Origin of the sequence: Sphingomonas sp. (assembly GCF_013816785.1) — a bacterium.
Lineage (GTDB): Bacteria > Pseudomonadota > Alphaproteobacteria > Sphingomonadales > Sphingomonadaceae > Sphingomicrobium.
On record NZ_JACDDV010000018.1, the window covers coordinates 16,217 to 37,202 of the forward strand.

A 20,986-nucleotide genomic window follows, 5' to 3' on the forward strand; every position below is an offset into this window, starting at 1 on the left:
TCTTATTTCCCACTGCCCTCGCCGGGGCGCTGATTCGCTGCGCGCATGACGCTTCTGACGGCAAGGCCGAACCCCAGGAACAGCATCGCCAGCATCACCCAAGGCGTCGTCCCGGCCCACCGGTCGAGCAGCCAGCCAATAAGGCCGGCGCCGAACGGCAGCCCGATAAGGTCGGACAGGATGCGCATGCCGACCGATCGGATCAGCCGTTGCGACTCTTCGGACGGCTTGGTGCCGGCCCGAAGGGCTTCCTCGCGCTTGGCCCGGTCGAGCCGCTGGTCGAGCGACGTCAGGCGGGCATCCTGCGGGGAATGTGCATCCTGTTCGTTCTCGTCCACAGCCATGACCCTTCACTCCTCATGTGCGCGGCGACGCTTGTGAAGCGCGCTCGCGAAAGGCAAGGAACATGGCGGCGTCAGAGCCCGCCAAGGCGCCGCCCCTTTATGAAGCGCGCCGCATTTAGTCAACCGGTTGGAGGCCCTCGAAGCCCGCTTAGCCGCAATAATCGGGGCGCGGCGCTGCTTGTCCCGGCGCGCGGCGCTGCCATCCGCCCTCGCTGGCCAGATAATATCCCCCCACCGGCACGCGCGCGAACAAGGTGCAGGAAGCGGCAATGCCGACTTCCTGCGGCGTCGCCTTGCGGCTCGCGGCGAGGTTCGAATAGAGCGACCGGCGGCGAATGTTGATCGTGCTGACTTGGCGGCGAAGCGCGTCGGACGGGGCCGTGACGTAGCCTAGATAGCCGTCGAACCGCTCGCCAATCAGCCCCGCGCCGCGCGCCTGGACGACAATGGGCGGCTCCTGGGCGGCCGCCGGGGCACCTCCCATCGCCGCCATCGCGGCCAGCACCATTGTCAGCCTCAATCTCATTTCTGCCTCGGCGGCGCCGTCTGCGGAAAGGCATCAGGGTTCTGGTTGATCAGCTGCTCGACGTCCTTCTGCAACCTGACGACCACCTCCTGGCGGATGGTGACGTTCAAATTGATCTCGATAGGCTTGTCGGGTGTGTCGACGGTGATGCAGCCGCCCAGCGGCAACATCAGGGCCGCGCCGCAGGCGGCGGGCAGCAGGCGGTGTCTCGGCATGGGCTTCATCCTCATGGCTTGCTCTTAGGGGTGGGCGTAATTTTTTGCTCGACCGGCGTTTGGGTCTGCTGCTGACTCTCTTCCTGGCGACGGGTCTCGAAAACGATCCCCGGCACCTTGTCGAGCGGGCGTGGCAGCGTCGGCTCGATCACCGTGGTCGGGTCGCGGAAGCTCTTGGCGGTGGCGATCAGGGCGCGGAACGGTCCCTTGATGCTCACATTGAACTTGAACGGGATCTTGTTGATCGAACGGATCAGCCGCTGCGCGCTGGTGTTGCCAAGCCCGACGCCCTCCACCGTCAGCCGGGAGGCGAATTCGCCGTCGAGATAGCCGTCGAGGCGGATGATCATCGACTTGAACTTGAGATCGCGCAGCGCGTCGAACGCGAACCCGCCCATCATGCCGAGGTTGGCGCGGTTGACGACGCCGTTATAGGCCAACGTCCCGCCGCCTTGGCGGCTGTCGAGCCGACCGCCGACGATCCGCCCGCCTTCGTCGTCGAAGATCATCGGCAACACGCCATCGAACGTGCCGGTGGCATTGATCTCGGCGAAGCCCATCGTGTCGACGAATGTCTTGGCGTTAAGCCCGACGACTTCGAACGTCAGCCGCTTGGGCGCGTTGCGGCCGAAGTTGAGGATCGTTTCCTGAAGGATCAGCCGCCCGCCCATGAAAGGCCATTCCCCGCGCTCGACCTTGACGAGCTGATTGGGCAGCAGCTGATAGCGGATGACCCCATTTTCGACCAGGATGCCGGGGTTGACGGTTGCCAACGTCAGCGTCTGGCCGGGCGCGGTCCGGAGGCCGAGCAGGTCGGTAAAATGGATCGTTCCCTTAACGCCGGTGACCGGGCCGAAAGTCGCGGCCAGGTCGGTGCCGTCGGTGGTAAAATCACCGGTCGAGGTGACCTTGCCGGCGCCATTCCAGTCGACCCGGCCTTGTCCGCGCACTTCGCCCCTGACCAGCGCGATCACTCCGGCGGCAAGACGGGTCAGTTCCTCGGGCTGAAGGCCGGGCCCAAAGCGGATACCCGGCACGTCCAGCAGGGCATTGCCGGTTCCATTACGAAGGTTGTGAATGATCGTCACGTCGCTAACTTTGGTGCCACTATCGGGATGGCGCAAACTGCCGGTCGCGCGGATCATGTTGTCGGCCAGCGTGAAGTGCACGTCGTTGCTCTTGAGCGGATAGAATTTGGACGGCTCGGCGCGGTCGGACACGGTCAGCCCGCCGTCGAGCGCGAGATTTCCATCGTTGAGCCGCCATTTGCCCGAAGCGTCGCTCAGCAATAGCGGCACCTTGCCGATGATCGCATCGGTTCCGGCGAACGTTCCGTTGACCCCGGCGCCGCCAAAGCTGCCCTTGACCTGCTTGGCGTTGATCAGCACCGGCGTGTCGGCTTGGCCCATCCGCACCGCAATGCCGCTGGCGTCGAACGCGTTGCTGCCGACCAGCCGCGCCAGCCGGGCGTTGAGCGCGAAGGGCGATTTGCCGATCGCCCCGCGCAACCGGACGTTTTGGGTCGCAAGGCCAACGCGAACGGCGCCGCCCGCAGGCCGGGTAACGATCGCCCCCTGGGTCGCGCACAGCGGAAGCCGCGTCGGGCCCAGCCGAAGTGCCCCCGCCGTCAGGCTGGCGAAACCCGCGTCGATACATCCTTCGCCAAAGCGCAATGCACCGCCAGCGCCGAAGCGGCCATGGATCGGCACCCGCAACCCGACCACGCGCCCGCTGGAGAAGGGTCCGTCGAGCAAGGCGACCGCGTCGACCTCGGTCCAGCCTCCGGGACGCGCGGCAAAGCGAATCGTCGACAAGGTGATCTTGGCCCCGCCCGCCGCATAGGGCGCGAAGTCGGCGGTGCCGCTCATCGGCGCGCCGCTCCTCGGCTGACTGAGTGTCACGCGCGCGGTTGGCAGCCCGCCGCCCTGCGTCCTGACCGTCCCGTTGAAACGGATGCGGTTGCCCGGCCAATAATAGGTCACGCCGTCGCCGCCGGATATGTTGATCCGGGCGCCGCTGGCCATGCGAGCACGCGCGGATTCGATCCGTACCCCGCCGCCGCCCCGCCGGTTGATCAGCCGCAGCGAGCCGTCGACATCGAAGCGCCGGACTGCGCTGGTGATAGCTCCCGAGATCGCGTTGGCGATCGGGCCTAACGGCGTGCCTTTGGCCGAAGCGAGCGGACCGGTCAGCCCGGCGGTCAAGCCTGGCGCCAGCGCCACGCCGGCCGCGCCATAGTCGCCGACCAAAATCAGCCCGCCGCGCCGCGCATCGAGCCGGTAGCGTCCGTCGAATCGCGTTCTCTGCGCCAGGATTTGCGCCAACCGCGCCTGCTGGGCGCCAAGGTTGATCCGGCCGATTATGGTCGTCGGCGTACCTTTGAATGTAACGTTGCTGGTGACGTTAGCCAGTCCGTTGACGCCTGCTACCGCCGACGCGAACGTCATCCGCCCCTTGCCGTCGAATTGGTCGAAGCCTTCGGAAAATTGCGAATCTATGTCCATCCTCGGCGCGCCGAGGACGAGATTGCTCGCCGGACAGGCGAACGCCTTCGCGCCGATCGGTCCGACGACATGCGGCCGGCGGGCGGTGACCCCGAGCTTCACCATGCCGCGAAATTGGTCGAGCGTGCAGGCGCCGGGCCTGAGTGCGTGGGCAACGACTGCCAGCCGCCCCTTGAACCCGCCCGACAAATTGCCGCGTCCTTCGACCGCAAAGCCGAGCGGGCCGTAAGGCGTCGCCAGCGCGACGGTCGCGTCCTTCAAGTCGACGACCAGGTTCGGCAGCGTGAACGGCTTGCCGCTCGGCGGCGGCAGCAGCTTGTCGATCTGGCCCCAACTGACCTTGTTGCCGATCACCCGGCCGCGCAGCCGCACGCCCCGCGCGGCGACGCGATAAACTTCGAAGCTGCCGTTCCACTTGATCCGGACCTGGATCACCGCCCGCCGAGCCACCAGGTCGGGCTTGGCCGGGTCGCCGATGACAAGGTTGCTGACCTGCTGGGTGCGCAGGCTTACCCGGTCGAGCGTGTAGCTGGCGGCGACGCCGCGCTTGGCGAGTTCGTCGCGGATCAGGTCGTTGGCCAGTGGTTTGCGGAATATCCACACTGCGGCGAAGGCAATCAGCGCCAGGGCCAGGATGATCAGCAGGCCACGACGCGTGATCCGCCAGACGCGATGCCAATGGCCATGGTCCCGAACGACAACCGGCTCGATCAGCCCGTCCTCGCTCAGCTCTTCCGCCACCTTTCCGGGTCGGCCATCGTGATCGCTCTCACTCATCCCGCTTGAAAACCTCCCGCGACGCCGACCGTTCCGCCTTATCGTTCCGTAGGCGTCACGCTTGGCGCTTGTCGATCCGCCAGTGCGACCTTAGCATCGGCCCCAATGGCCGATGACCAGCCCCGCGGCGCGCCCAGCGCCTCCGGCCACCGCGCCCGGCTTCGTCAGCGGCTGTTCGACGGCGGCGGCAAGGCGCTGCTCGACCATGAGCTGGTCGAATATCTGCTGGCCTTAGCCATTCCCCGTCGCGACACCAAGGACCAGGCCAAGGAGCTCATTGCTCGCTTCGGCGGGATCGGGCCGCTGCTCGCCGCCGACGCCGACACCCTGCGTCGCGAGGGGCTCAGCGATGGCGTGATCGGAGCGCTCAAGATCGCGGAGGCAAGCGCTCTGCGGCTGCTTGAGACCCGAATCGAGGGCCGGCCGATCCTGTCGAGCTGGGACGCGCTCGGCGATTATCTCTCGGCGGCGATGGCCCACAGCGCTATCGAGGAAGTGCGCGTGCTGTTCCTCAATGCCAAGAACATGCTGATCGCCAACGAGGCGATGTGGCGCGGCTCGGTCGACGAAGCTTCGGTCCATGTCCGCGAGGTCATCGCCCGCGCCATAGCGCTCGGCGCGACCGCGATCATCATCGTCCACAATCACCCCTCGGGCGACCCCAGCCCCAGCCAGCAAGATATCCGCCTCACCAGGGACCTGGTCGAAGCCGGCCGCCACATGAAGATCACCGTCCACGACCATGTCATCGTCGGCAGCCAAGGGCGGAGCAGCATGAAGGCGCTGGGGTTGATTTGAGGGGGCGAACGGCGTCCGCGATCGGCCTATCTTGCCGTTCACGGGTAGATCAGAGGCGCTAGTAAGCGGCCGCTGGCGGGCACTGGTCGGTCCATGTCAAACCGCAAGATCGGTCGAGCGCTTCATGTCCGCGAGCGCCTAGCTGATGTCGCCACGGAGGACAGAGCGATGAAGGCGGCACTTGAAAACTACCATGCCCGGATGCAGCGGGTGCTGGACCACATAGACCAGCATCTGGACGACGATCTGGATTTGGAAGCGATGAGTGGCGTCGCGGCGTTCTCGAAATACCATTTCCACCGGCAGTTCACGTCAACCTTCGGGTTGTCCGTGCATCGCTATGTCCAGCTCGCCCGAATGAAGCGCGCTTCGTACGGGCTGGCCGACGGGGACGCCCAAAGCGTCACGGACATCGCGATGGATGCCGGTTACGACGCACCGGATGCCTTCGCCCGCGCCTTTCGACAACGGTTCGGACAATCGCCTTCGTCGTTCCGGAAGTCTCCCGATTGGGAGCCGTGGCTTGCGGCCTTCGGGCCTTTAGACAATGCGAGGAGCAAGCTCATGCAGATAATCTTTGACCAAGACGACGTGACGATCCGCGATGTGCCCCCGACGCCGGTGGCGATCATGGAGCATCGGGGCGACCGGGCGAAGCTCGGCCATACGATCCAGCGGTTCAGGGCCTGGCGTAAGGCGGCTGGCCTGTCGCCCGAGGCAAGCCCAACCTTCATGGTCTTCCGCTCCGAGAGGTCTCCCGCAGTCCCGGAAGACTATAGCATTGACCTGTGCGCTGAGACTGACCAGGCGATCGAGACAAACGACGAGCAGGTGAAGGCTGGCGTGATCCCCGGCGGACGCTGCGCGGTGCTGCGCTACCCCGGCAATACCAACAATCTCGAGCCCGCCGTGCTCTATCTTTATCGTGATTGGCTTCCGGCCAGCGGCGAGGAAGCACGCGACTTCCCGATCTATTGTCGACGCCGACTATCCTTGACCCCGGAGGTGCCGATACATGAAGTCGTCGTGGAGTTGTTTCTGCCGCTGAAATAGCGCCGTCGGATGGCCGCTTGTCCCTTCCGATCGCGGGAAGCGGACAGGCCGCTATCCAACACCCAAGCTGACACCGCCGAAAAGCCTGTCCTACGGCAGTACAGTTGTGCCATGAACGTCATGGCTATTTCTCATTCTGCGCTTTGCTAACGGATAGGAAATGACGACCTAAAAACCTCATGGCAACCGTGAACATTGGGAATATCCGCGGCCCTCTCCGCCAGCGCCACCGCGATCATCATCGTCCACAACCACCCGTCGGGCCACCCCAGTCCTAGCCACCAGGACATTCGCCTGACCAGGGACCTCGTCGAAAGCCGGCCGCCACATGAAGATCACCGTCCACGACCATGTCATCGTCGGCAGCCAAGGGCGGAGCAGCATGAAGGCGCTGGGGTTGATTTAGTCGGACCGCCTAGGCCTACGCTCGACGCATTGCGGACGTTTGAGGCCGGCACGCCGGCGATTTGCGGGCAAGTCTGCTGGCTGAGAATGGTGGTCTGGATGGTCGCCGAACGTCCTTCATCAATCGCTGGGCGAAGCGGAGTCGGAGATTTTTGCCGGCGCCCGGACGCCAAAGCGAGCGAGGTCGACCAGTACCCGCCGGTTGATGAAAAACAGTCCGGCCGCGGCCGCCATGTAAAACCAGGCAAAGGCCGTCAGGGTTGTGATCAGACGCGCTTCATCGTGCTGGAGCACAACGGCGATCACAAACTGTCCAAGAAACAGCCCAAGCAATATGCCTGCGCTGCGCAGACCAAAGCGAAGCTTCAGGAGCAGGGCGACCGCGAACAGCGACTGCGCCGCGGTCAGGAAAAACTCTTCCTTCTGCCTGCCGTCGAGCGGCAGGGCCAGAAGACGACCTGCTCCCAGTGAATAGATGATCGGCAAGGATCCCACCAAAAGCGTCCATTGGTTGATCTTGTCGCTGATCAGCGCCCCCAGCGCGTAGCCGGGGCGAAGGCTGAGCGTGAACAGCACCATGATGATGATCTCGGGGGTCTCACTGGCCAACGGCCCCAGCCACTGGATCAACAGGAACTCGCTCACCCCCAGCGCACCGGCGCCGCCGATCAACGCCTGCGCGAAAGGCTCCGCCTCAAGGAGGATTACGGCGCCGGCGGCGATTGCGAGTCCGCCGATGATCTTGAATTGCTGAGAGCGCGGTAGAGTGGACAACGCCGCTGCGGGTCCGACTTCCTCGCCTTCATCATCATCGTCGTCGTCATCATTTCCGCGCGGCATTTTGCCGAGGCGCCAAAGATATCCACCGAACAGCGCAAACAGGATGACGAAATCCGTCCAGTCGATCTGCCCTTTGAGCACGATGACGAAGGAGTAGATGCTACCGATCGCGAGGAAGGAAACTTCAACCGCGTTGCCGCGGTTCAATTCCACCGCGCGTTTGCCGCTGCGCCACCAGTAAAGCAGGGCGATCGCCGGCCAGCCCAGCCCGACCAGAAGACGGTTGGCCCCAGTCATGTTGGCGGCGGCGTATTGCACATAGTTGGAGCTGGGATCGCGACCCGCCTGAAACGCATAATAAAGGTCGATGACATATTCCGGCAGCACGGTGATGAGGGCCAGCACCGCCAGTGCCAGTCCACGCGAGATATGCTCTTCGGCGGCTTCGACACCCCAAGAGAGCAGGAAGCCAGCGGATAGCATTGCCGCCCCGGAAACGGCCATCTCGGTAAGCGGTGGCAAGGGAATTGCGGCGAAGCGGAAATAGAGACCGGGCAGCAGGCCAAGGACCGCCAGCATCACTGCGCGCCAAAACCTCATCATGGGCAAAATCCTTGCGTGTAGAATCCCGGCACTGAGAGCCACGATGCGGGCGGGATGTCCACCTCGATTTTACGCCCATAAGCAGCCGCATCGAAGACAAATCCGGATGTCCGCTTTCCTACAGTCGCCAAATCGGGCAAACCGAGTTGCGGGGCTCTTTCTCAGGTTGACTAGGAACGCAAATCAGTTCTGGTTTTGAACCCGCTGAATTCTTCGCTATTAATGCGAACATTGGGAACGTTCGCGATACCTCGTCGCTTGCGCCCGGTGGATTGCGACTTCTTCCCGCCCCTGCTAGCCGCGCCACCATGGTTCCCCGCTATTCTCGTCCCGCCATGACCGCCATATGGTCATCCGAAAACCGCTACCGCATCTGGTGGGATATCGAGGTGTTCGCGGCCGAGGCGATGGGCGAGGTGGGGATGATCCCCGCCGAGGATGCGGCCACTATCCGCGGCGCCTACGATGCCGATGTGCTTGGCGAGATCGACGTGCCGGCGATCGACGCGATCGACGCGGTCACCAAACATGACGTCATCGCTTTTCTCACCTGGGCGGGCGGGAAATTGGGTCCGGAGCGCCGCTGGCTTCACCAGGGGATGACCAGCAGCGACGTGCTCGACACCTCGCTGGCGGTGCAGCTCAAGCAATCGGCCGACTTGCTGCTCGACGATCTCGACGCGCTTCTGGCCGTCCTCAAGCGCCGCGCTTTCGAGCATAAGTTGACCCCGACCATCGGCCGCAGCCACGGCATCCACGCCGAGCCAGTGACGTTCGGGCTCAAGCTCGCGCAGGCCTTTGCCGAGTTCGACCGCTGCCGCGCCCGCCTGATTGCCGCGCGCGCCGATATCGCCACTTGCGCCATCTCCGGCGCGGTCGGCACCTATGCCAACATCGATCCGGCGGTCGAAGCGCATGTCGCGAAGAAACTTGGCCTCCTCCCCGAGCCAACCTCCACGCAAGTCATTCCACGGGATCGCCACGCGATGTTCTTTGCGGCGCTCGGCGTCATCGCCAGCTCGGTCGAGCGGCTCGCGGTCGAGATCCGTCACCTGCAGCGCACCGAAGTGCTCGAAGTCGAGGAATATTTCGCGCCTGGGCAGAAGGGCAGCTCGGCGATGCCGCACAAGCGCAACCCGGTGCTGACCGAAAATCTTACCGGCCTCGCTCGGGTGGTCCGCGCGGCGGTGGTTCCGGCGATGGAGAATGTCGCGCTGTGGCACGAGCGCGATATCTCGCACTCGTCGGTCGAAAGGTTCATCGGCCCCGACGCCTGCATCACCCTCGACTTCGCGCTCGCCCGCCTGACCGGCGTGATAGACAAGCTGCTGATCTACCCCGAGCGGATGCAAAAGAACCTCGACCGCATGGGCGGCCTGATCCATTCGCAGCGCGTGCTCCTCGCCCTGACCCAGTCGGGCCTAAGTCGGGAAGACAGCTACGCGCTGGTCCAGCGCAACGCGATGAAGGTATGGGAGTCGGACGGGCAGATGCAATTGCTCGACCTGCTCAAGGCCGACCCCCAAGTCGCGGAGCGCTTGTCCGACGCCGAACTCGAAGCGCTGTTCGACCTCGATTATCATTTCAAACGGATCGACACGATTTTCGCGCGCGTGTTCGGCGGGCAGGATTGATCCGCGATGGCCGAGGCCCTGGCAATTCAGCCGATCGGGTTTCATGTCCAACTTGCCAGCGATTGGCGCGTCAGCGCGGTGTCGACCAATATCGCCGATTTCCTGCCCGTATCCGTTGACGCCATCATCGGCCAGTCCGTCACCGGGCTATTTTCGGAAAGTGCGATCCACGATATTCGCAATCGTATGGCGTTGTTGCGCGGGAGCGAGGCGGTCGAACATCTGTTCCGGATCGTCCTGGTCGATGGTGGCGAGCCGTTCGATCTTTCGATCCGTCATTCGGGCAGCGGCTACGGCCTCGACGCCGAGCGCTGTTCCGACCGTGGCTTCGGAGACGCGACGGGCATCATCGAAGGAATGCTCGCGCGGAGCGAGGAAATCGACGATGTCGCGCAGCTTTGCGAGCAGGCCGCTCGCCAGGTGCGCGCGCTGACCGGATTCGATCAGGTATCGGTCTGGATAGGCGAGGAACGGATCGCACTATCCGCGCGGAGGTCCTGCTCCCGGCCATTATCGACCCCTGGCGGAGCTGAAGTCATGATCGTCGATCTCGACATGGCGCCAGTCCTCATCCGCCTCGCGCGGGGCTGCGGTGTCGGCGCGCTCCACTCTGCCCTGCGTGTCCCCTCGCACGAGGAACGGGACTGGCTGGTGGGCACCGGCGCGCGCGCGGCCGTGGCATTTCCCCTCTCCGGCAGTGGTAAGCCATGGGGCTTGATCTGTTGCCAGCACCAATCGCCACGCCATTTGAACCTGGAACGGCGGAACATTGCGCGGCTGTTCGCCCGGATTCTCGGCCTGAGGCTCGAGGTCGCCCGACTGCGTTCGGCGGTGTTACGTGCCTAGCTTGTCGCGGATGCGGCTGAAGAAGCCCTTGCTCGCCGGGCATTCGTCGCCGGTCTCGGTGCCACGAAATTGTTCGAGGATCGCCTTTTGCTCCTTCGACAGCCTGGTTGGCGTTTCGACCAGGATGCGCGTCATCAGATCGCCGCGGCCGCGCGCGTTGAGCACGCTCATCCCCCCGCCGCGATGGCGCAGCGTTTCGCCGGACTGGATGCCCGCGGGAATCTTGATGTCGATCATTTCGCCGTCGATGGCCGGAATGGCGATCGTCCCGCCCAGCGCGGCGATGGTGAAGCTAATCGGTGCCTCGGCGATCAACGTCGCGCCCTCACGCTGAAAGAGGGCGTGGCGCTTCATGTGGACGAACAAATAAAGGTCGCCCGGCGTCGCGCCGCGCACCCCCGTCTCACCTTCGCCGGCGACGCGAATGCGGGTGCCGTCGTCAACCCCGGCGGGAATGTTGACGTTTAATTTGCGATTCTTGAGCGCGCGCCCTTCGCCGTCGCAGGCGCCGCACGGATCGGCCACCGTCTGGCCCGATCCCATGCAGGTCGGGCAGCCGCGTTCGACCACGAAGAAGCCCTGTTTGGCGCGCACCTTGCCCGCGCCGCCGCAGGTCGCGCAGGTGCGTGCCGCCGACTGACCGCGCGATCCCGACGCGTTGCACGTCTCGCACGCCGCCAGCGCTTGGATGGCGATCGTTTTTTCGACCCCGGCAAAAGCCTCCTCCAGGCTCAGTTCCAGATCGTAGCGCAGGTCGGACCCGCGCGCCGCGCTGGCCTGTTGCGCGCGCGGATCCATGAACTCGCCGAAGATCGACGAAAAAATGTCGGAAAAACCCTCGAACCCCTGCCCGCCGCCAAATGGCCCGCCCGCCGCGCCATTCTGGAAGGCGGCGTGGCCGAAGCGGTCGTAGGCGGCGCGCTTTTGCGGATCCTTGAGGCAGTCATAGGCCTCGGACAGCGCCTTGAACTTGGTTTCCTGATCGGTGCAGCCGCCGTGCCGGTCGGGATGGCATTGCATCGCCAGTTTTCGGTAAGCCGACTTGATCGTCGCCGCGTCGGCATCGCGCGCGATGCCGAGCAGTTCGTAATAGTCCTCGCTGACCATCACGGTCCCCCACGCAAGACAAGCGGCGCCGACTGAGCTTCAGCCGGCACCGCGATCGTCATCCCTTAAGCCTTTTTATCGTCGTCGACTTCCGAAAATTCGGCATCGACCACGTCCTCGTCGGCCGGGGCCGCTTCGGCGGTCGCATCCGCGGTTCCCGTCGCGGTCGCATCGGCGCCCTCGGCTTGGCTCTTTTCGTAGATCGCCTGGCCCAGCTTCATCGCCACTTGGGCGAGCGCCTCGGTCTTGGTCTTCATCGCCTCGGGATCGCCGCCCTCGACCGCGGTTTTCGCCTCGGCCACCGCGGCCTCGATCTCGGTCTTGAGGGCCTCGTCGACCTTGTCGCCATGCTCCTTGAGCTGGTTTTCGGTCGAGTGGATCAGGCTTTCGGCCTGGTTCTTGGCCTCAGCACCTTCGCGGCGCTTCTTGTCCTCGTCGGCAAACTTCTCCGCGTCCTTGACCATTTGGTCGATATCGGCGTCGCTGAGGCCGCCAGAGGCCTGGATCTTGATCTGCTGTTCCTTGCCGGTGCCCTTGTCCTTGGCGTGGACGTTGACGATGCCGTTGGCGTCGATGTCGAACGTGACCTCGATCTGCGGCACACCGCGCGGCGCCGGAGGGATTCCGACCAGGTCGAACTGGCCGAGCGCCTTGTTGTCGCTCGCCATTTCCCGCTCGCCCTGGAAGACGCGGATGGTCACCGCATTCTGGTTGTCGTCGGCGGTCGAGAAGGTCTGACTCTTCTTGGTCGGGATGGTGGTGTTGCGGTCGATCATCCGCGTGAACACTCCGCCCAGCGTTTCGATGCCGAGGCTCAGCGGCGTCACGTCGAGCAGCAGCACATCCTTAACATCGCCCTGCAGCACGCCGGCCTGGATCGCCGCGCCCATGGCGACGACTTCGTCCGGGTTGACGCCGATGTGCGGCTCCTTGCCGAAGAATTCCTTCACCACGTCGCGCACCTTGGGCATGCGGGTCATGCCGCCGACCAGCACGACGTCGTCGATCGCGCTGGCGTCGATGCCGGCGTCCTTGATCGCCTTCTTGCACGGCTCGAGGGTGCGGTTGATGAGGTCGGCGACCAACTTCTCAAGGTCGGCGCGAGTGATCGTCTCGACCAAGTGAAGCGGGGTCGTCTGCCCGCCTTCCATCCGCGCGGTGATAAACGGCTGGTTGATCTCGGTAGATTGCGCCGACGACAGCTCGATCTTGGCCTTCTCGGCGGCCTCCTTGAGCCGCTGCAGCGCGAGCCGGTCGGTCTTCAAGTCGATGCCTTCTTTGGCCTTGAACTTGTCGGCCAGATGCTCGACGATCTTGGCGTCGAAATCCTCGCCGCCCAGGAACGTATCGCCGTTGGTCGACTTGACCTCGAACACCCCGTCGCCGATCTCGAGGATCGACACGTCGAAGGTGCCGCCGCCAAGGTCATAGACCGCGATCGTTTTGCCGTCGTTCTTGTCCAGCCCATAGGCGAGCGCCGCAGCGGTCGGCTCGTTGATGATCCGCAGCACTTCGAGGCCCGCGATCTGCCCGGCGTCCTTGGTCGCCTGGCGCTGCGCGTCGTTGAAATAGGCTGGAACGGTGATCACCGCCTGGGTGACCGTCTCGCCGAGATAGGCCTCGGCGGTTTCCTTCATCTTCTGGAGCGTGAAGGCCGAGATCTGCGACGGCGAATAATCCTTGCCGCCCGCCTGGACCCACGCGTCGCCATTGCTGCCCTTGACGATCTTGTAAGGCACCAGTTCGGTGTCCTTCTTGGTGATCGGATCGTCGAAACGCCGGCCGATCAGCCGCTTGACCGCGAAGATCGTATTGTCGGGATTGGTCACCGACTGGCGCTTGGCCGGCTGGCCGATCAGCCGTTCACCCTCCTTGGTGAAGGCGACCACCGACGGAGTGGTGCGCGCACCCTCGCTATTCTCGATCACCTTGGGCTTGCCGCCCTCCATCACCGCGACGCAGCTGTTGGTCGTGCCCAGATCGATCCCGATCACTTTTGCCATAGTCTCTGCCCTCTATTAGCCCCTCGGGCGCCAATCGATGCGCCCGCGTATTGAATGATTGGAGGCGATATAGGTGCGCTCAGCAACCCGACAAGGGTTGCAAGCTGCCGAGGACAAGCGATGATTTGCGAAGCGAAACCTCGCTTGTATCGAAGAGACAGCAAGAGCCGGCGTTCTCCCCTGCCTTTACGGCATCGCCATCCCGCCGTTGACGTGCAGCGTCTGCCCGGTGACATAGCCAGCCTCGCGGCTGGCGAGATAGACCACCGCCGTGCCGACATCCTCCCCAGCGCCCATCGCGCCGGCGGGAATGCGCGACAATATGCCGGCTTTTTGCTGCTCATTCAGCGCATCGGTCATCGCCGAGGTCATGAACCCGGGCGCGACGCAATTGACCGTGATGCCGCGGCTGGCGACTTCCTGCGCGATCGCCTTGGACATGCCGATCAGGCCCGCTTTCGATGCGACATAATTGGCCTGCCCCGGATTGCCGGTCACCCCGACCACCGAGGTCACCGACACGATCCGCCCGAAGCGGGCGCGCATCATCGGCTTGCAGGCGGCGCGCATCAGCCGGAACGCGGCTTCTAAATTGACGCGGATCACCTGGTCCCACTCCTCGTCCTTCATCCGCATGGCGAGGTTGTCGCGAGTCACCCCGGCGTTGTTGACGAGAATATCGAGCTTGCCCAGTGCTTCGACCGCGCGCGGCACCAACTGGTCAACCTGGGCCGCATCGCCAAGATCGCACACCAGCGCCACATGATCGCCGCCCAACTCCTTGGCGAACGCCTCGAGCTTGGCCGCGTTGGACCCCGACAAGGCCAGCCGAGCGCCCTGAGCGCTGAGCGCGCGCGCAATCGAACTCCCCAACCCGCCCGAAGCCCCCGTCACCAATGCCGTCATTCCGTTGAGGTCAAACATTCGTCGATCCTTCAATTTGTTCGCGCAGAGGCGCAGAGGCGCAGAGAGATCGGTGATCGTTGACGAGCCTTCTAATCCCTCCCTTCAGCGTCTCGCCGCCAAAGTTGAGAAGCAACCCCACGGGCTGCTTAGTCAGCCGCAAATAGGTCAACAGCTGCTTGCTGTGAACCGCGCTCAGTCGCTCGACCGACTTGATCTCGACGAGCAATCGCTCGTCCACCAGCAAATCGATGCGGAACGCCGCCGGAAATTGCAGGCCTTCAAACTCAATGTCGATCGCTCGCTGGCGAGCGACCGAATAGCCCATTTGCGAAAGCCGTGCGGCGAGCACCATTTCATAAACTGATTCAAGAAGTCCGGGACCGAGCTCGCGGTGAAGACGTAAGGCCACATCGATCACGTCACCGCTAATCCGATTAATATCGATCACGCGAAACCCTCTCTGCGCCTCTGCGCCTCTGCGCGAACTCCTAAAGTGATTTCGCCAGCGCTTCGATATCTTCCATGGTCACCACGCTCGTCACCCTGGCGTCGGGGGCGATGCGCTTAACCATGGGGCCGAGCACCTTGCCCCCCAGCTCGACGAACTCCTCGACCCCGGCCGCAGCCATGTTGGCGATGCTTTCGCGCCAGCGGACCATGCCGGTGACCTGCTCGACCAGCTGCTCGCGGATCGTCCCCGGATCGAGCACCGGCGCGGCGGTGACGTTGGCGTAGAGCGCCACGTTGGGGGCCTTGATTTCGGTCGCGGCCAGCGCCTCGGCCATGGCATCGGCGGCGGGCTGCATCAATGGACAGTGGAACGGCGCCGACACCGGCAGCAAAAGCGCCCGCTTGGCGCCCATTTCCTTGGCTAGTCCGATCGCCCGCTCGATCGCGCCCACGTGCCCCGAAATGACGACCTGCGAAGGATCATTGTCGTTGGCGACGGTGCACACCTCGCCCTGCGCAGCTGCCTCGGCGATCTTCTGGGCGAGCTCGATATCGGCGCCGAGCAGCGCCGCCATCGCACCCATACCGACCGGCACCGCCGCCTGCATCGCCCGCCCGCGCAGCTTCAATAGTTTGGCCGTCGTCGCCAGGTCGAACGACCCCGCCGCCGAAAGCGCCGAATATTCGCCGAGGCTATGCCCGGCGACGAAGCTCGCGGCCCTGCCCAGCTCGACCCCGCCCTCGCGGGTCAGCGCCGCGAACACCGCTAGCGCATGCGCCATGATCGCCGGCTGCGCGTTCTCGGTCAGCTTGAGCTCTTCCTCGGGTCCCTCGCGCATCAGTCGGAAGAGCGATTGGCCGAGCGCCTCATCGACCTCGGCGAACGTGTCGCGCGCGGCGCGGCTCGCCTCAGCCAAGGCCGCGCCCATGCCGACCGCCTGGCTGCCTTGGCCGGGAAAAAGAAACGCGCGCATCGTCATCCCCTGGTTGTTGCCGCGCGACTAGGACGGCGCTGACCGATTGCCAAGACCGCGCGCAGATGCAAAGCCGTGCCATGGAGCTTCATGCCGCCCCGCCGCCGCCGCCTCGCCCGCCGCAATCAAAGCGCCTCGGCGGGGTCATGAGCCTCGCCATGGTGGTCGGCACGATCATCGGCTCCGGCATCTACGTCCTACCGGCAACGGTCGCGCCTTATGGCTGGAACATCGTCATTGCCTTTGCGGTCACGATCGCCGGTACCGTCTGCCTTGCTCTTTCCATGGCCCGGCTTGCCCGGCGCCTGCCGGGTGGCCCGTACAGCTATATTACGGTGGCATTCGGCGACACCGCGGCGTTTGTCACGATGTGGACCTATCTCGTGTCGCAATGGACTGGTATCGCGGCGGTCGCAATCGCCGCCGGCGGTGCGCTGGGTTATGTCTTCCCGGCCGTCGGTTCGGGCGTTCCATTGGCCGTCGTCGCGATTGTCTCGATCATCGCCTTGACGCTCGTCAACATGTCAGGCGCGCGATCGGCAGGGTTTGTCCAGGTCGCGGCCACACTCATCAAGATCGTGCCGTTGCTGCTCGTCGTCCTGCTCGTCCTGCTCCGCCTCGGCAGCGGGCAAGCGCTCGAGCCGCTCTCTTCGGCCCCGATCAGCCTGGCCGGCATTACCGCCGCTGCGGCGCTCATGCTGTTTGCGTTCACCGGCTTCGAATCCGCCGCGGTGAGCGCCAATGTCACCGACCACGACACTGACGTCGTGCCCAGCGCGACGATCAACGGCACCGTTTTCGTCGCTGCCATCTACCTCACAGCGACGCTCGCCGTGCTGTTCCTGCTGCCAAGCGTAGTGGCGGGTGCATCGGGCGCGCCCTTCGCCGATGCGACCGCCCCGGTGCTTGGAACCGTCGCGGGCGCATTTGTCGCCATCGTCGCTGCGATCAGCGCGCTTGGCGCCGGGAACGCCCTGATCTTGCTTTCGGCCGAAGTCGCCCGCGCCATTGCCAATGCGGGCGACCTGCCGCCAGCTTTCGCGCGCACCAATCGGGCGGGCGTTTCGCCCGTTTCGCTCATCGCCGGCGCCGTGGTCGCCATCCTGCTGGTTCTCGCCAGCATCAGCGACAGCTTCGTCGCGGTGTTCACGTTCGTTGCGCTGATTTCGGCGGTTTCCGCGTTGGTGCTTTACCTCGTCTGCGCGCTGGCAGCGCTTAAGCTGAAGGCGGAAAAGCCGCTCCTCGCCGGTATCGCCATCCTTTACGCGATCGCCATGTTCATTGGCGCGGGACTAGAGGCAACGTTGTGGGGCCTCGCCCTCGCCGCCGCCGGGCTCCCGGTCCGCTGGCTGTCGCGCCGCTTCAGTTCCGCCGCGACCAGCCCGGCGGCGGCAACCGTTCCAGCCGCGCCTCGGGAATGAGCCGCCGCAATTTCTGAGCGAACGCGCGTAACGACACTTCGCTCGTCCCCAGCGGCCCGGCTATATAGGACGGCGAGCCCATCCCCGCCTGCACCCGGCTGATCAACTCAGTATCCTCGGCATTGACCCGCCGGTTGATCCGCCAGTTCAAATAGCGCGCCACCTTCATCTCCCTTCGACAATCGGGCAGCGCATAGCTAATTTCGCGGATCACCGTCTCGGTCGCCGACACCGGCAGGAACTGCATGAAGTCGACCTGGTCGGGATAAATGTCGAACGCGACATTGGGGAACAGTTTGTAATAAAGCCACTTCTTGCGGTGCGACGGCGGCAGATACTCCACCTCCGGCAGAAACTTCTGATAGGCCCGCTCGCTCGGGTTGGCCGACGGCGTTTCGCGCAGCTCGCCCTCCATCCGGTCGACATGCTCCTGCGCTTCGATTCCATAGCTCCGCCCGAACAACCGCGTCAGCCCGGGATGCCCGACCGGAATGTGCAGCGCGTCCGAATAATTGTCGGCGATGGTCTTCCAGTTGAGCGGGCGGCGGCGAAGCGTCACCCGCCCGATCGCCCGCAATTCCTCGAACCGGTAAGGCGCCACTTCGTCCTCATAGGGCGCCATCATCTCGACCACCGACGGCGCGCCGGGCTCCAGCGTCACGAACAGGAAGCCGCGCCACGCCTCCAGCGCTACCGGGAACAGCCCCAACTTGGCCGGGTCCAGCCCCGGATAATCGCTCCGGTGCGGCACGCCGAGAAGCGCCCCGTCACGGCCATAGCTCCACGCATGATAGGGGCAGGTCAGCACCCGGGCGCATCCCGCCTCACCGTCGACCAGCCGCGATCCGCGGTGGCGGCAGACGTTGGCGAAGGCCCGCACCACGCCATCGTCGCCGCGCATGGCGATCACGCTCTCGTTCAGATAATCGAGGCTGCGCCACTCGCCCGGCTCGGCGATCTCGCTCTCGTGGCAGACGATTTGAGGCGCCGCGCGCAGGAATGCCCGCGTCTCCGCCGCCAGGAACTCGGCGTCGTGATACAGCCAACCCGGCAAGCTCATCCCGTCGAGCGCGTCGGGCTCGGGTATCGGCCGAATGGGCAGCGCTTCGTTCATCCCGGCTTCTTATCAGCAAACAGGCTTTCGCAAACAGGTCGATTCAGGTTATTGACCCGGGTAACGAAATTGGGGGGCGCATTCATGCCGCTGTTTCTCGACATTCATCGGGTTCCCGGGGCCAGCTCGGAAGATTTGCGCAAGGCCCACATGGCCGATCTCGATGTGCAGAAGAAGCATCGCGTCGACTATCGGAAATACTGGTTCGATCAGAAATGCGGCAAGGCCTTCTGTCTGGTCGAGGCGCCCGATGCCGAGGCGGCCATGGCGGTTCATCGCGAATCGCACGGGCTGGTGGCGGAAAAGATCATCGAGATCGATCCCGACCTCGCCGAAGGCTTTCTCGGCGGCGGAATGGTCAACGACGCCGGCGCGGCGATGGTCCCCGGCAGCCGTGACCAATATGACAATGCCGTACGCAGCGTGTTGTTCACCGACCTCGTCGGCTCGACCGAGATGGCCCAGCGGATGGGCGACCAGGCCGCGTTCGACCTTCTGTCGGTCCACGACCGCATCGTCCGCGAAGCGGTCGAGGCGAGCCACGGCAAGGTCATCAAGCACACCGGCGACGGCATCATGGCGGTGTTCGTGTCACCCGTCAGCGCGGTCAAATGCGCCTGCCGGATCCAGGAGGCGGTACGCGCCGCCCAGGCCGACGAGGCAACGCCGGCCTTCGCCATCCGCATCGGCGCTTCGGCGGGCGAGCCGATCGAGCGCGACAACGACTTCTTCGGCACCACCGTCAACCTCGCCGCGCGGCTGTGCGCCGCGGCCAAGCCGGGCACCGTGCTGGTCACCAACGGGATTGCCGAGCTGTGCCTCGGCAAAGGCATGCGCTTCGCCGATCTAAAGCGCGTCACCATCCGCGGCTTCGACGAAAAAATCGGCACCCGCGAAGTCATGATTAGCTGCTAGCCGAGCCACCGAGCATAGCGACGCCGGCGCGCAGCGCCGCCGACGCTATGTCGAGAGACGGCGAGGCCCGGCCGACGAGTCGCGAAGCGAACCCGATCGACGTCACGGATTCACTCCGTGACGGCCCTTGCACTGCCCGCCGCGCCAATGCACGGTCGCCCCGCTCGGGAGTGGAGGGTGCGTGACGGTCGAAGAGTTCATCGCCAAGTGGGAAAATTGCTCGGGCAGCGAGCGCGCCAACTACGCGGTTTTTCTGACTGAGTTCGCCGGTGTGCTCGGCGTCGAGGCTCCCGGCCCATCGGATGATTACCGCATCGACGCGCCCGTCTCCGGCGGCGCGGAAAAGGGCGGCACCGGCTTCATCGATCTGTACAAGCGCGGCCATTTCATCCTTGAAGCCAAGCAGAGCAAGGTCTGCGAACTGCCGTCGCTCCCCGGATTTGGCGGGCCAGCCACTGAAACCGGCGGGCGATACGATGAGCTGATGCGCCGCGCATTTCGCCAGGGGCGGCGATATGCACAAAGCCTGCCTGACCCGCCGTGGCCACCGTTCATCATCGTCCTTGATGTCGGCCGCGCCTTCGAAATCTACTTCGATTACGGCGGCAATGGGCGCGACTACCGCTTCTTCCCGGACCGATCCGGCTATCGCATCCCCCTAAGGGCGCTGCGCGATCCGAACATCCGCGAGCGATTTCGGGCGATCTGGACCAATCCAAAAAGCCTCGACCCTGCGCTGGTTACCGCCGAAGTCACGCGCGACATCGCGCGGCGTCTCGGCTCGGTCAGCAGCTGGCTGGAGGAAACCCAGCGCCTGAAAAGCGGGGCCAATGCGGCGGATTGGGAACATTCGCGCGAGCTTGAGGAAACCAGCCTCTTCCTGATGCGCATCCTGTTCTGCATGTTTGCGGAAGATGCCCAGCTCCTTGCCGACGACCCCGACGAGCGCCCGTTCAAAAACTTCCTCCGGCGCACGCTGAACGACGACGAGGGGTTCCGTCGCGGACTTGCCGACCTTTGGCAGAAAATGGGGCAAGCCCACCTTGCCGACCGCTGGACCTTCGCGTTCGAGCACCCCGTCAAATATTTCAACGGCAGCCTGTTTGCCGAGACGCGAATCTACGAGCTGGCCCGGGCGGAGCGGGGCGAATTGCTCGCCGCCGCAGAGCATGAATGGAAGAATGTCGAACCAGCGATTTTCGGTACGCTTCTCGAACAGGCGCTGACCGCCAGCCAGCGCTCGCATCTTGGTGCGCACTATACGCCGCGTCCATTCGTCGAGCCCATCGTCGAAGCGACGATCACCGAGGTGCTCCGTGGCGAATGGGAGGTTTTGGAAGCCGGCATCGAAGGGCTGGAAACCGCGGACCGCCTCCGCCAACTGCGTACTTTCCACGACCGACTGGCGTCGGTTGCCGTACTCGACCCCGCCTGCGGCACCGGAAACTTCCTCTACGTCGCGATGGAGGCGTTGCTCGGCCTCGAAGCCAAGGTCATTCAGGCGATCGAGGATTTGAGCGGCGAGGTCGCATCGCGCGTCGGCCCCGGCCAGTTCCACGGGCTCGAAAAGAACCCGCGCGCCGCCAAGATCGCCGAGCTGGTGCTGTGGAT

At 64.5% G+C, this 20,986-nt stretch carries 19 protein-coding genes and 1 pseudogene; 9 read left to right on the forward strand and 11 right to left on the reverse strand.

What is annotated here, in order from left to right:
• Positions 1-2 precede the first annotated feature (2 nt).
• The 4 genes from H0W65_RS05640 to H0W65_RS05655 all read right to left on the reverse strand — a co-directional run bounded on the left by H0W65_RS05640 (position 3) and on the right by H0W65_RS05655 (position 4,366).
• Positions 3-344, reverse strand: a complete 342-nt coding sequence (locus H0W65_RS05640) for an AtpZ/AtpI family protein (protein WP_294005001.1) — start codon at positions 342-344, stop codon at positions 3-5.
• Positions 345-492: 148 nt separating this feature from the next.
• Complete coding sequence (locus H0W65_RS05645) at positions 493-864, reverse strand: YdbL family protein (protein ID WP_294005003.1); 372 nt, start codon at positions 862-864, stop codon at positions 493-495.
• 2 nt (positions 865-866) lie between these two features.
• Positions 867-1,085, reverse strand: a complete 219-nt coding sequence (locus tag H0W65_RS05650; RefSeq protein ID WP_294005006.1) for a YnbE family lipoprotein — start codon at positions 1,083-1,085, stop codon at positions 867-869.
• Between the two features lie 11 nt (positions 1,086-1,096).
• Positions 1,097-4,366, reverse strand: coding sequence for a YdbH domain-containing protein (locus tag H0W65_RS05655; protein ID WP_294005009.1), 3,270 nt, complete (start codon positions 4,364-4,366; stop codon positions 1,097-1,099).
• A gap of 105 nt (positions 4,367-4,471) precedes the next feature.
• Between H0W65_RS05655 and radC the strand changes: the two genes are divergently transcribed.
• The 4 genes and pseudogenes from radC (at position 4,472) to H0W65_RS12190 (ending at position 6,623) form a co-directional block, all read left to right on the forward strand.
• Positions 4,472-5,164, forward strand: coding sequence for a DNA repair protein RadC (radC, locus tag H0W65_RS05660; RefSeq protein ID WP_294005012.1), 693 nt, complete (start codon positions 4,472-4,474; stop codon positions 5,162-5,164).
• Positions 5,165-5,332: 168 nt separating this feature from the next.
• Positions 5,333-6,217: a GyrI-like domain-containing protein gene (locus H0W65_RS05665; RefSeq protein ID WP_294005015.1), complete on the forward strand. Its 885-nt coding sequence runs from the start codon at positions 5,333-5,335 to the stop codon at positions 6,215-6,217.
• A gap of 195 nt (positions 6,218-6,412) precedes the next feature.
• Positions 6,413-6,478 (forward strand): annotated as a pseudogene (locus H0W65_RS05670) (hypothetical protein); the annotation flags it as partial.
• 67 nt (positions 6,479-6,545) lie between these two features.
• Positions 6,546-6,623: a hypothetical protein gene (locus tag H0W65_RS12190; RefSeq protein ID WP_367120129.1), complete on the forward strand. Its 78-nt coding sequence runs from the start codon at positions 6,546-6,548 to the stop codon at positions 6,621-6,623.
• Between the two features lie 119 nt (positions 6,624-6,742).
• Here H0W65_RS12190 and H0W65_RS05675 read toward each other — a convergent pair whose 3' ends face one another.
• Positions 6,743-7,981, reverse strand: coding sequence for a sodium:proton exchanger (locus H0W65_RS05675; protein WP_294005049.1), 1,239 nt, complete (start codon positions 7,979-7,981; stop codon positions 6,743-6,745).
• 332 nt (positions 7,982-8,313) lie between these two features.
• On the opposite strand from H0W65_RS05675, the gene purB reads away from it, so the two are divergent.
• Both purB and H0W65_RS05685 read left to right on the forward strand, forming a co-directional pair.
• On the forward strand, positions 8,314-9,639 hold the full coding sequence (gene purB / locus H0W65_RS05680; protein WP_294005018.1) for an adenylosuccinate lyase: 1,326 nt from the start codon (positions 8,314-8,316) through the stop codon (positions 9,637-9,639).
• A 6-nt stretch (positions 9,640-9,645) separates the two neighbouring features.
• The gene (locus tag H0W65_RS05685; protein ID WP_294005021.1) at positions 9,646-10,485 is read left to right on the forward strand and encodes a GAF domain-containing protein; all 840 of its coding nucleotides are present in this window, start codon (positions 9,646-9,648) and stop codon (positions 10,483-10,485) included.
• On the opposite strand, the gene dnaJ is transcribed toward H0W65_RS05685, so the two are convergent.
• The 5 genes from dnaJ to fabD all read right to left on the reverse strand — a co-directional run bounded on the left by dnaJ (position 10,474) and on the right by fabD (position 15,925).
• Positions 10,474-11,592 (reverse strand): molecular chaperone DnaJ, encoded by a 1,119-nt coding sequence (gene dnaJ, locus H0W65_RS05690; RefSeq protein ID WP_294005024.1) that lies wholly within the window; start codon positions 11,590-11,592, stop codon positions 10,474-10,476. The two genes, H0W65_RS05685 and dnaJ, sit on opposite strands and share 12 nt — an antisense overlap.
• 65 nt (positions 11,593-11,657) lie before the next feature.
• Complete coding sequence (gene dnaK, locus H0W65_RS05695; RefSeq protein WP_294005027.1) at positions 11,658-13,595, reverse strand: molecular chaperone DnaK; 1,938 nt, start codon at positions 13,593-13,595, stop codon at positions 11,658-11,660.
• A 186-nt stretch (positions 13,596-13,781) separates the two neighbouring features.
• The gene (fabG, locus tag H0W65_RS05700; protein ID WP_294005030.1) at positions 13,782-14,519 is read right to left on the reverse strand and encodes a 3-oxoacyl-[acyl-carrier-protein] reductase; all 738 of its coding nucleotides are present in this window, start codon (positions 14,517-14,519) and stop codon (positions 13,782-13,784) included.
• On the reverse strand, positions 14,512-14,949 hold the full coding sequence (locus tag H0W65_RS05705) for a GxxExxY protein (protein WP_294005033.1): 438 nt from the start codon (positions 14,947-14,949) through the stop codon (positions 14,512-14,514). Before H0W65_RS05705 ends, fabG begins: the two co-directional genes overlap by 8 nt.
• A gap of 40 nt (positions 14,950-14,989) precedes the next feature.
• Complete coding sequence (gene fabD / locus H0W65_RS05710) at positions 14,990-15,925, reverse strand: ACP S-malonyltransferase (RefSeq protein ID WP_294005037.1); 936 nt, start codon at positions 15,923-15,925, stop codon at positions 14,990-14,992.
• An 80-nt stretch (positions 15,926-16,005) separates the two neighbouring features.
• Between fabD and H0W65_RS05715 the strand changes: the two genes are divergently transcribed.
• Entirely contained in the window at positions 16,006-17,346 is a 1,341-nt protein-coding gene (locus H0W65_RS05715; RefSeq protein WP_294005040.1) for an APC family permease, read from the forward strand.
• On the opposite strand, the gene H0W65_RS05720 is transcribed toward H0W65_RS05715, so the two are convergent.
• Positions 17,288-18,460: an aromatic ring-hydroxylating dioxygenase subunit alpha gene (locus H0W65_RS05720; RefSeq protein ID WP_294005043.1), complete on the reverse strand. Its 1,173-nt coding sequence runs from the start codon at positions 18,458-18,460 to the stop codon at positions 17,288-17,290. The two genes, H0W65_RS05715 and H0W65_RS05720, sit on opposite strands and share 59 nt — an antisense overlap.
• Positions 18,461-18,544: 84 nt before the next feature.
• Between H0W65_RS05720 and H0W65_RS05725 the strand changes: the two genes are divergently transcribed.
• Entirely contained in the window at positions 18,545-19,375 is an 831-nt protein-coding gene (locus tag H0W65_RS05725; RefSeq protein WP_294005046.1) for a nickel-binding protein, read from the forward strand.
• A 181-nt stretch (positions 19,376-19,556) separates the two neighbouring features.
• Positions 19,557-20,986, forward strand: a 1,430-nt coding sequence (locus tag H0W65_RS05730; protein ID WP_367120128.1) for a type IIL restriction-modification enzyme MmeI, incomplete at its 3' end; no start/stop codon positions are given.

Bases quoted from the DNA above. Each gene is read 5' to 3' on its own strand.
- H0W65_RS05640 (WP_294005001.1), bottom strand. From the start codon at position 344: ATGGCTGTGGACGAGAACGAACAGGATGCACATTCCCCGCAGGATGCC.
- H0W65_RS05650 (WP_294005006.1), bottom strand. From the start codon at position 1,085: ATGCCGAGACACCGCCTGCTGCCCGCCGCCTGCGGCGCGGCCCTGATG.
- H0W65_RS05655 (WP_294005009.1), bottom strand. From the start codon at position 4,366: ATGAGTGAGAGCGATCACGATGGCCGACCCGGAAAGGTGGCGGAAGAG.
- radC (WP_294005012.1), top strand. From the start codon at position 4,472: ATGGCCGATGACCAGCCCCGCGGCGCGCCCAGCGCCTCCGGCCACCGC.
- H0W65_RS05665 (WP_294005015.1), top strand. From the start codon at position 5,333: ATGAAGGCGGCACTTGAAAACTACCATGCCCGGATGCAGCGGGTGCTG.
- H0W65_RS12190 (WP_367120129.1), top strand. From the start codon at position 6,546: ATGAAGATCACCGTCCACGACCATGTCATCGTCGGCAGCCAAGGGCGG.
- H0W65_RS05675 (WP_294005049.1), bottom strand. From the start codon at position 7,981: ATGCTGGCGGTCCTTGGCCTGCTGCCCGGTCTCTATTTCCGCTTCGCC.
- purB (WP_294005018.1), top strand. From the start codon at position 8,314: ATGGTTCCCCGCTATTCTCGTCCCGCCATGACCGCCATATGGTCATCC.
- H0W65_RS05685 (WP_294005021.1), top strand. From the start codon at position 9,646: ATGGCCGAGGCCCTGGCAATTCAGCCGATCGGGTTTCATGTCCAACTT.
- dnaJ (WP_294005024.1), bottom strand. From the start codon at position 11,592: ATGGTCAGCGAGGACTATTACGAACTGCTCGGCATCGCGCGCGATGCC.
- dnaK (WP_294005027.1), bottom strand. From the start codon at position 13,595: ATGGCAAAAGTGATCGGGATCGATCTGGGCACGACCAACAGCTGCGTC.
- fabG (WP_294005030.1), bottom strand. From the start codon at position 14,519: ATGTTTGACCTCAACGGAATGACGGCATTGGTGACGGGGGCTTCGGGC.
- fabD (WP_294005037.1), bottom strand. From the start codon at position 15,925: ATGCGCGCGTTTCTTTTTCCCGGCCAAGGCAGCCAGGCGGTCGGCATG.
- H0W65_RS05715 (WP_294005040.1), top strand. From the start codon at position 16,006: ATGGAGCTTCATGCCGCCCCGCCGCCGCCGCCTCGCCCGCCGCAATCA.
- H0W65_RS05720 (WP_294005043.1), bottom strand. From the start codon at position 18,460: ATGAACGAAGCGCTGCCCATTCGGCCGATACCCGAGCCCGACGCGCTC.
- H0W65_RS05725 (WP_294005046.1), top strand. From the start codon at position 18,545: ATGCCGCTGTTTCTCGACATTCATCGGGTTCCCGGGGCCAGCTCGGAA.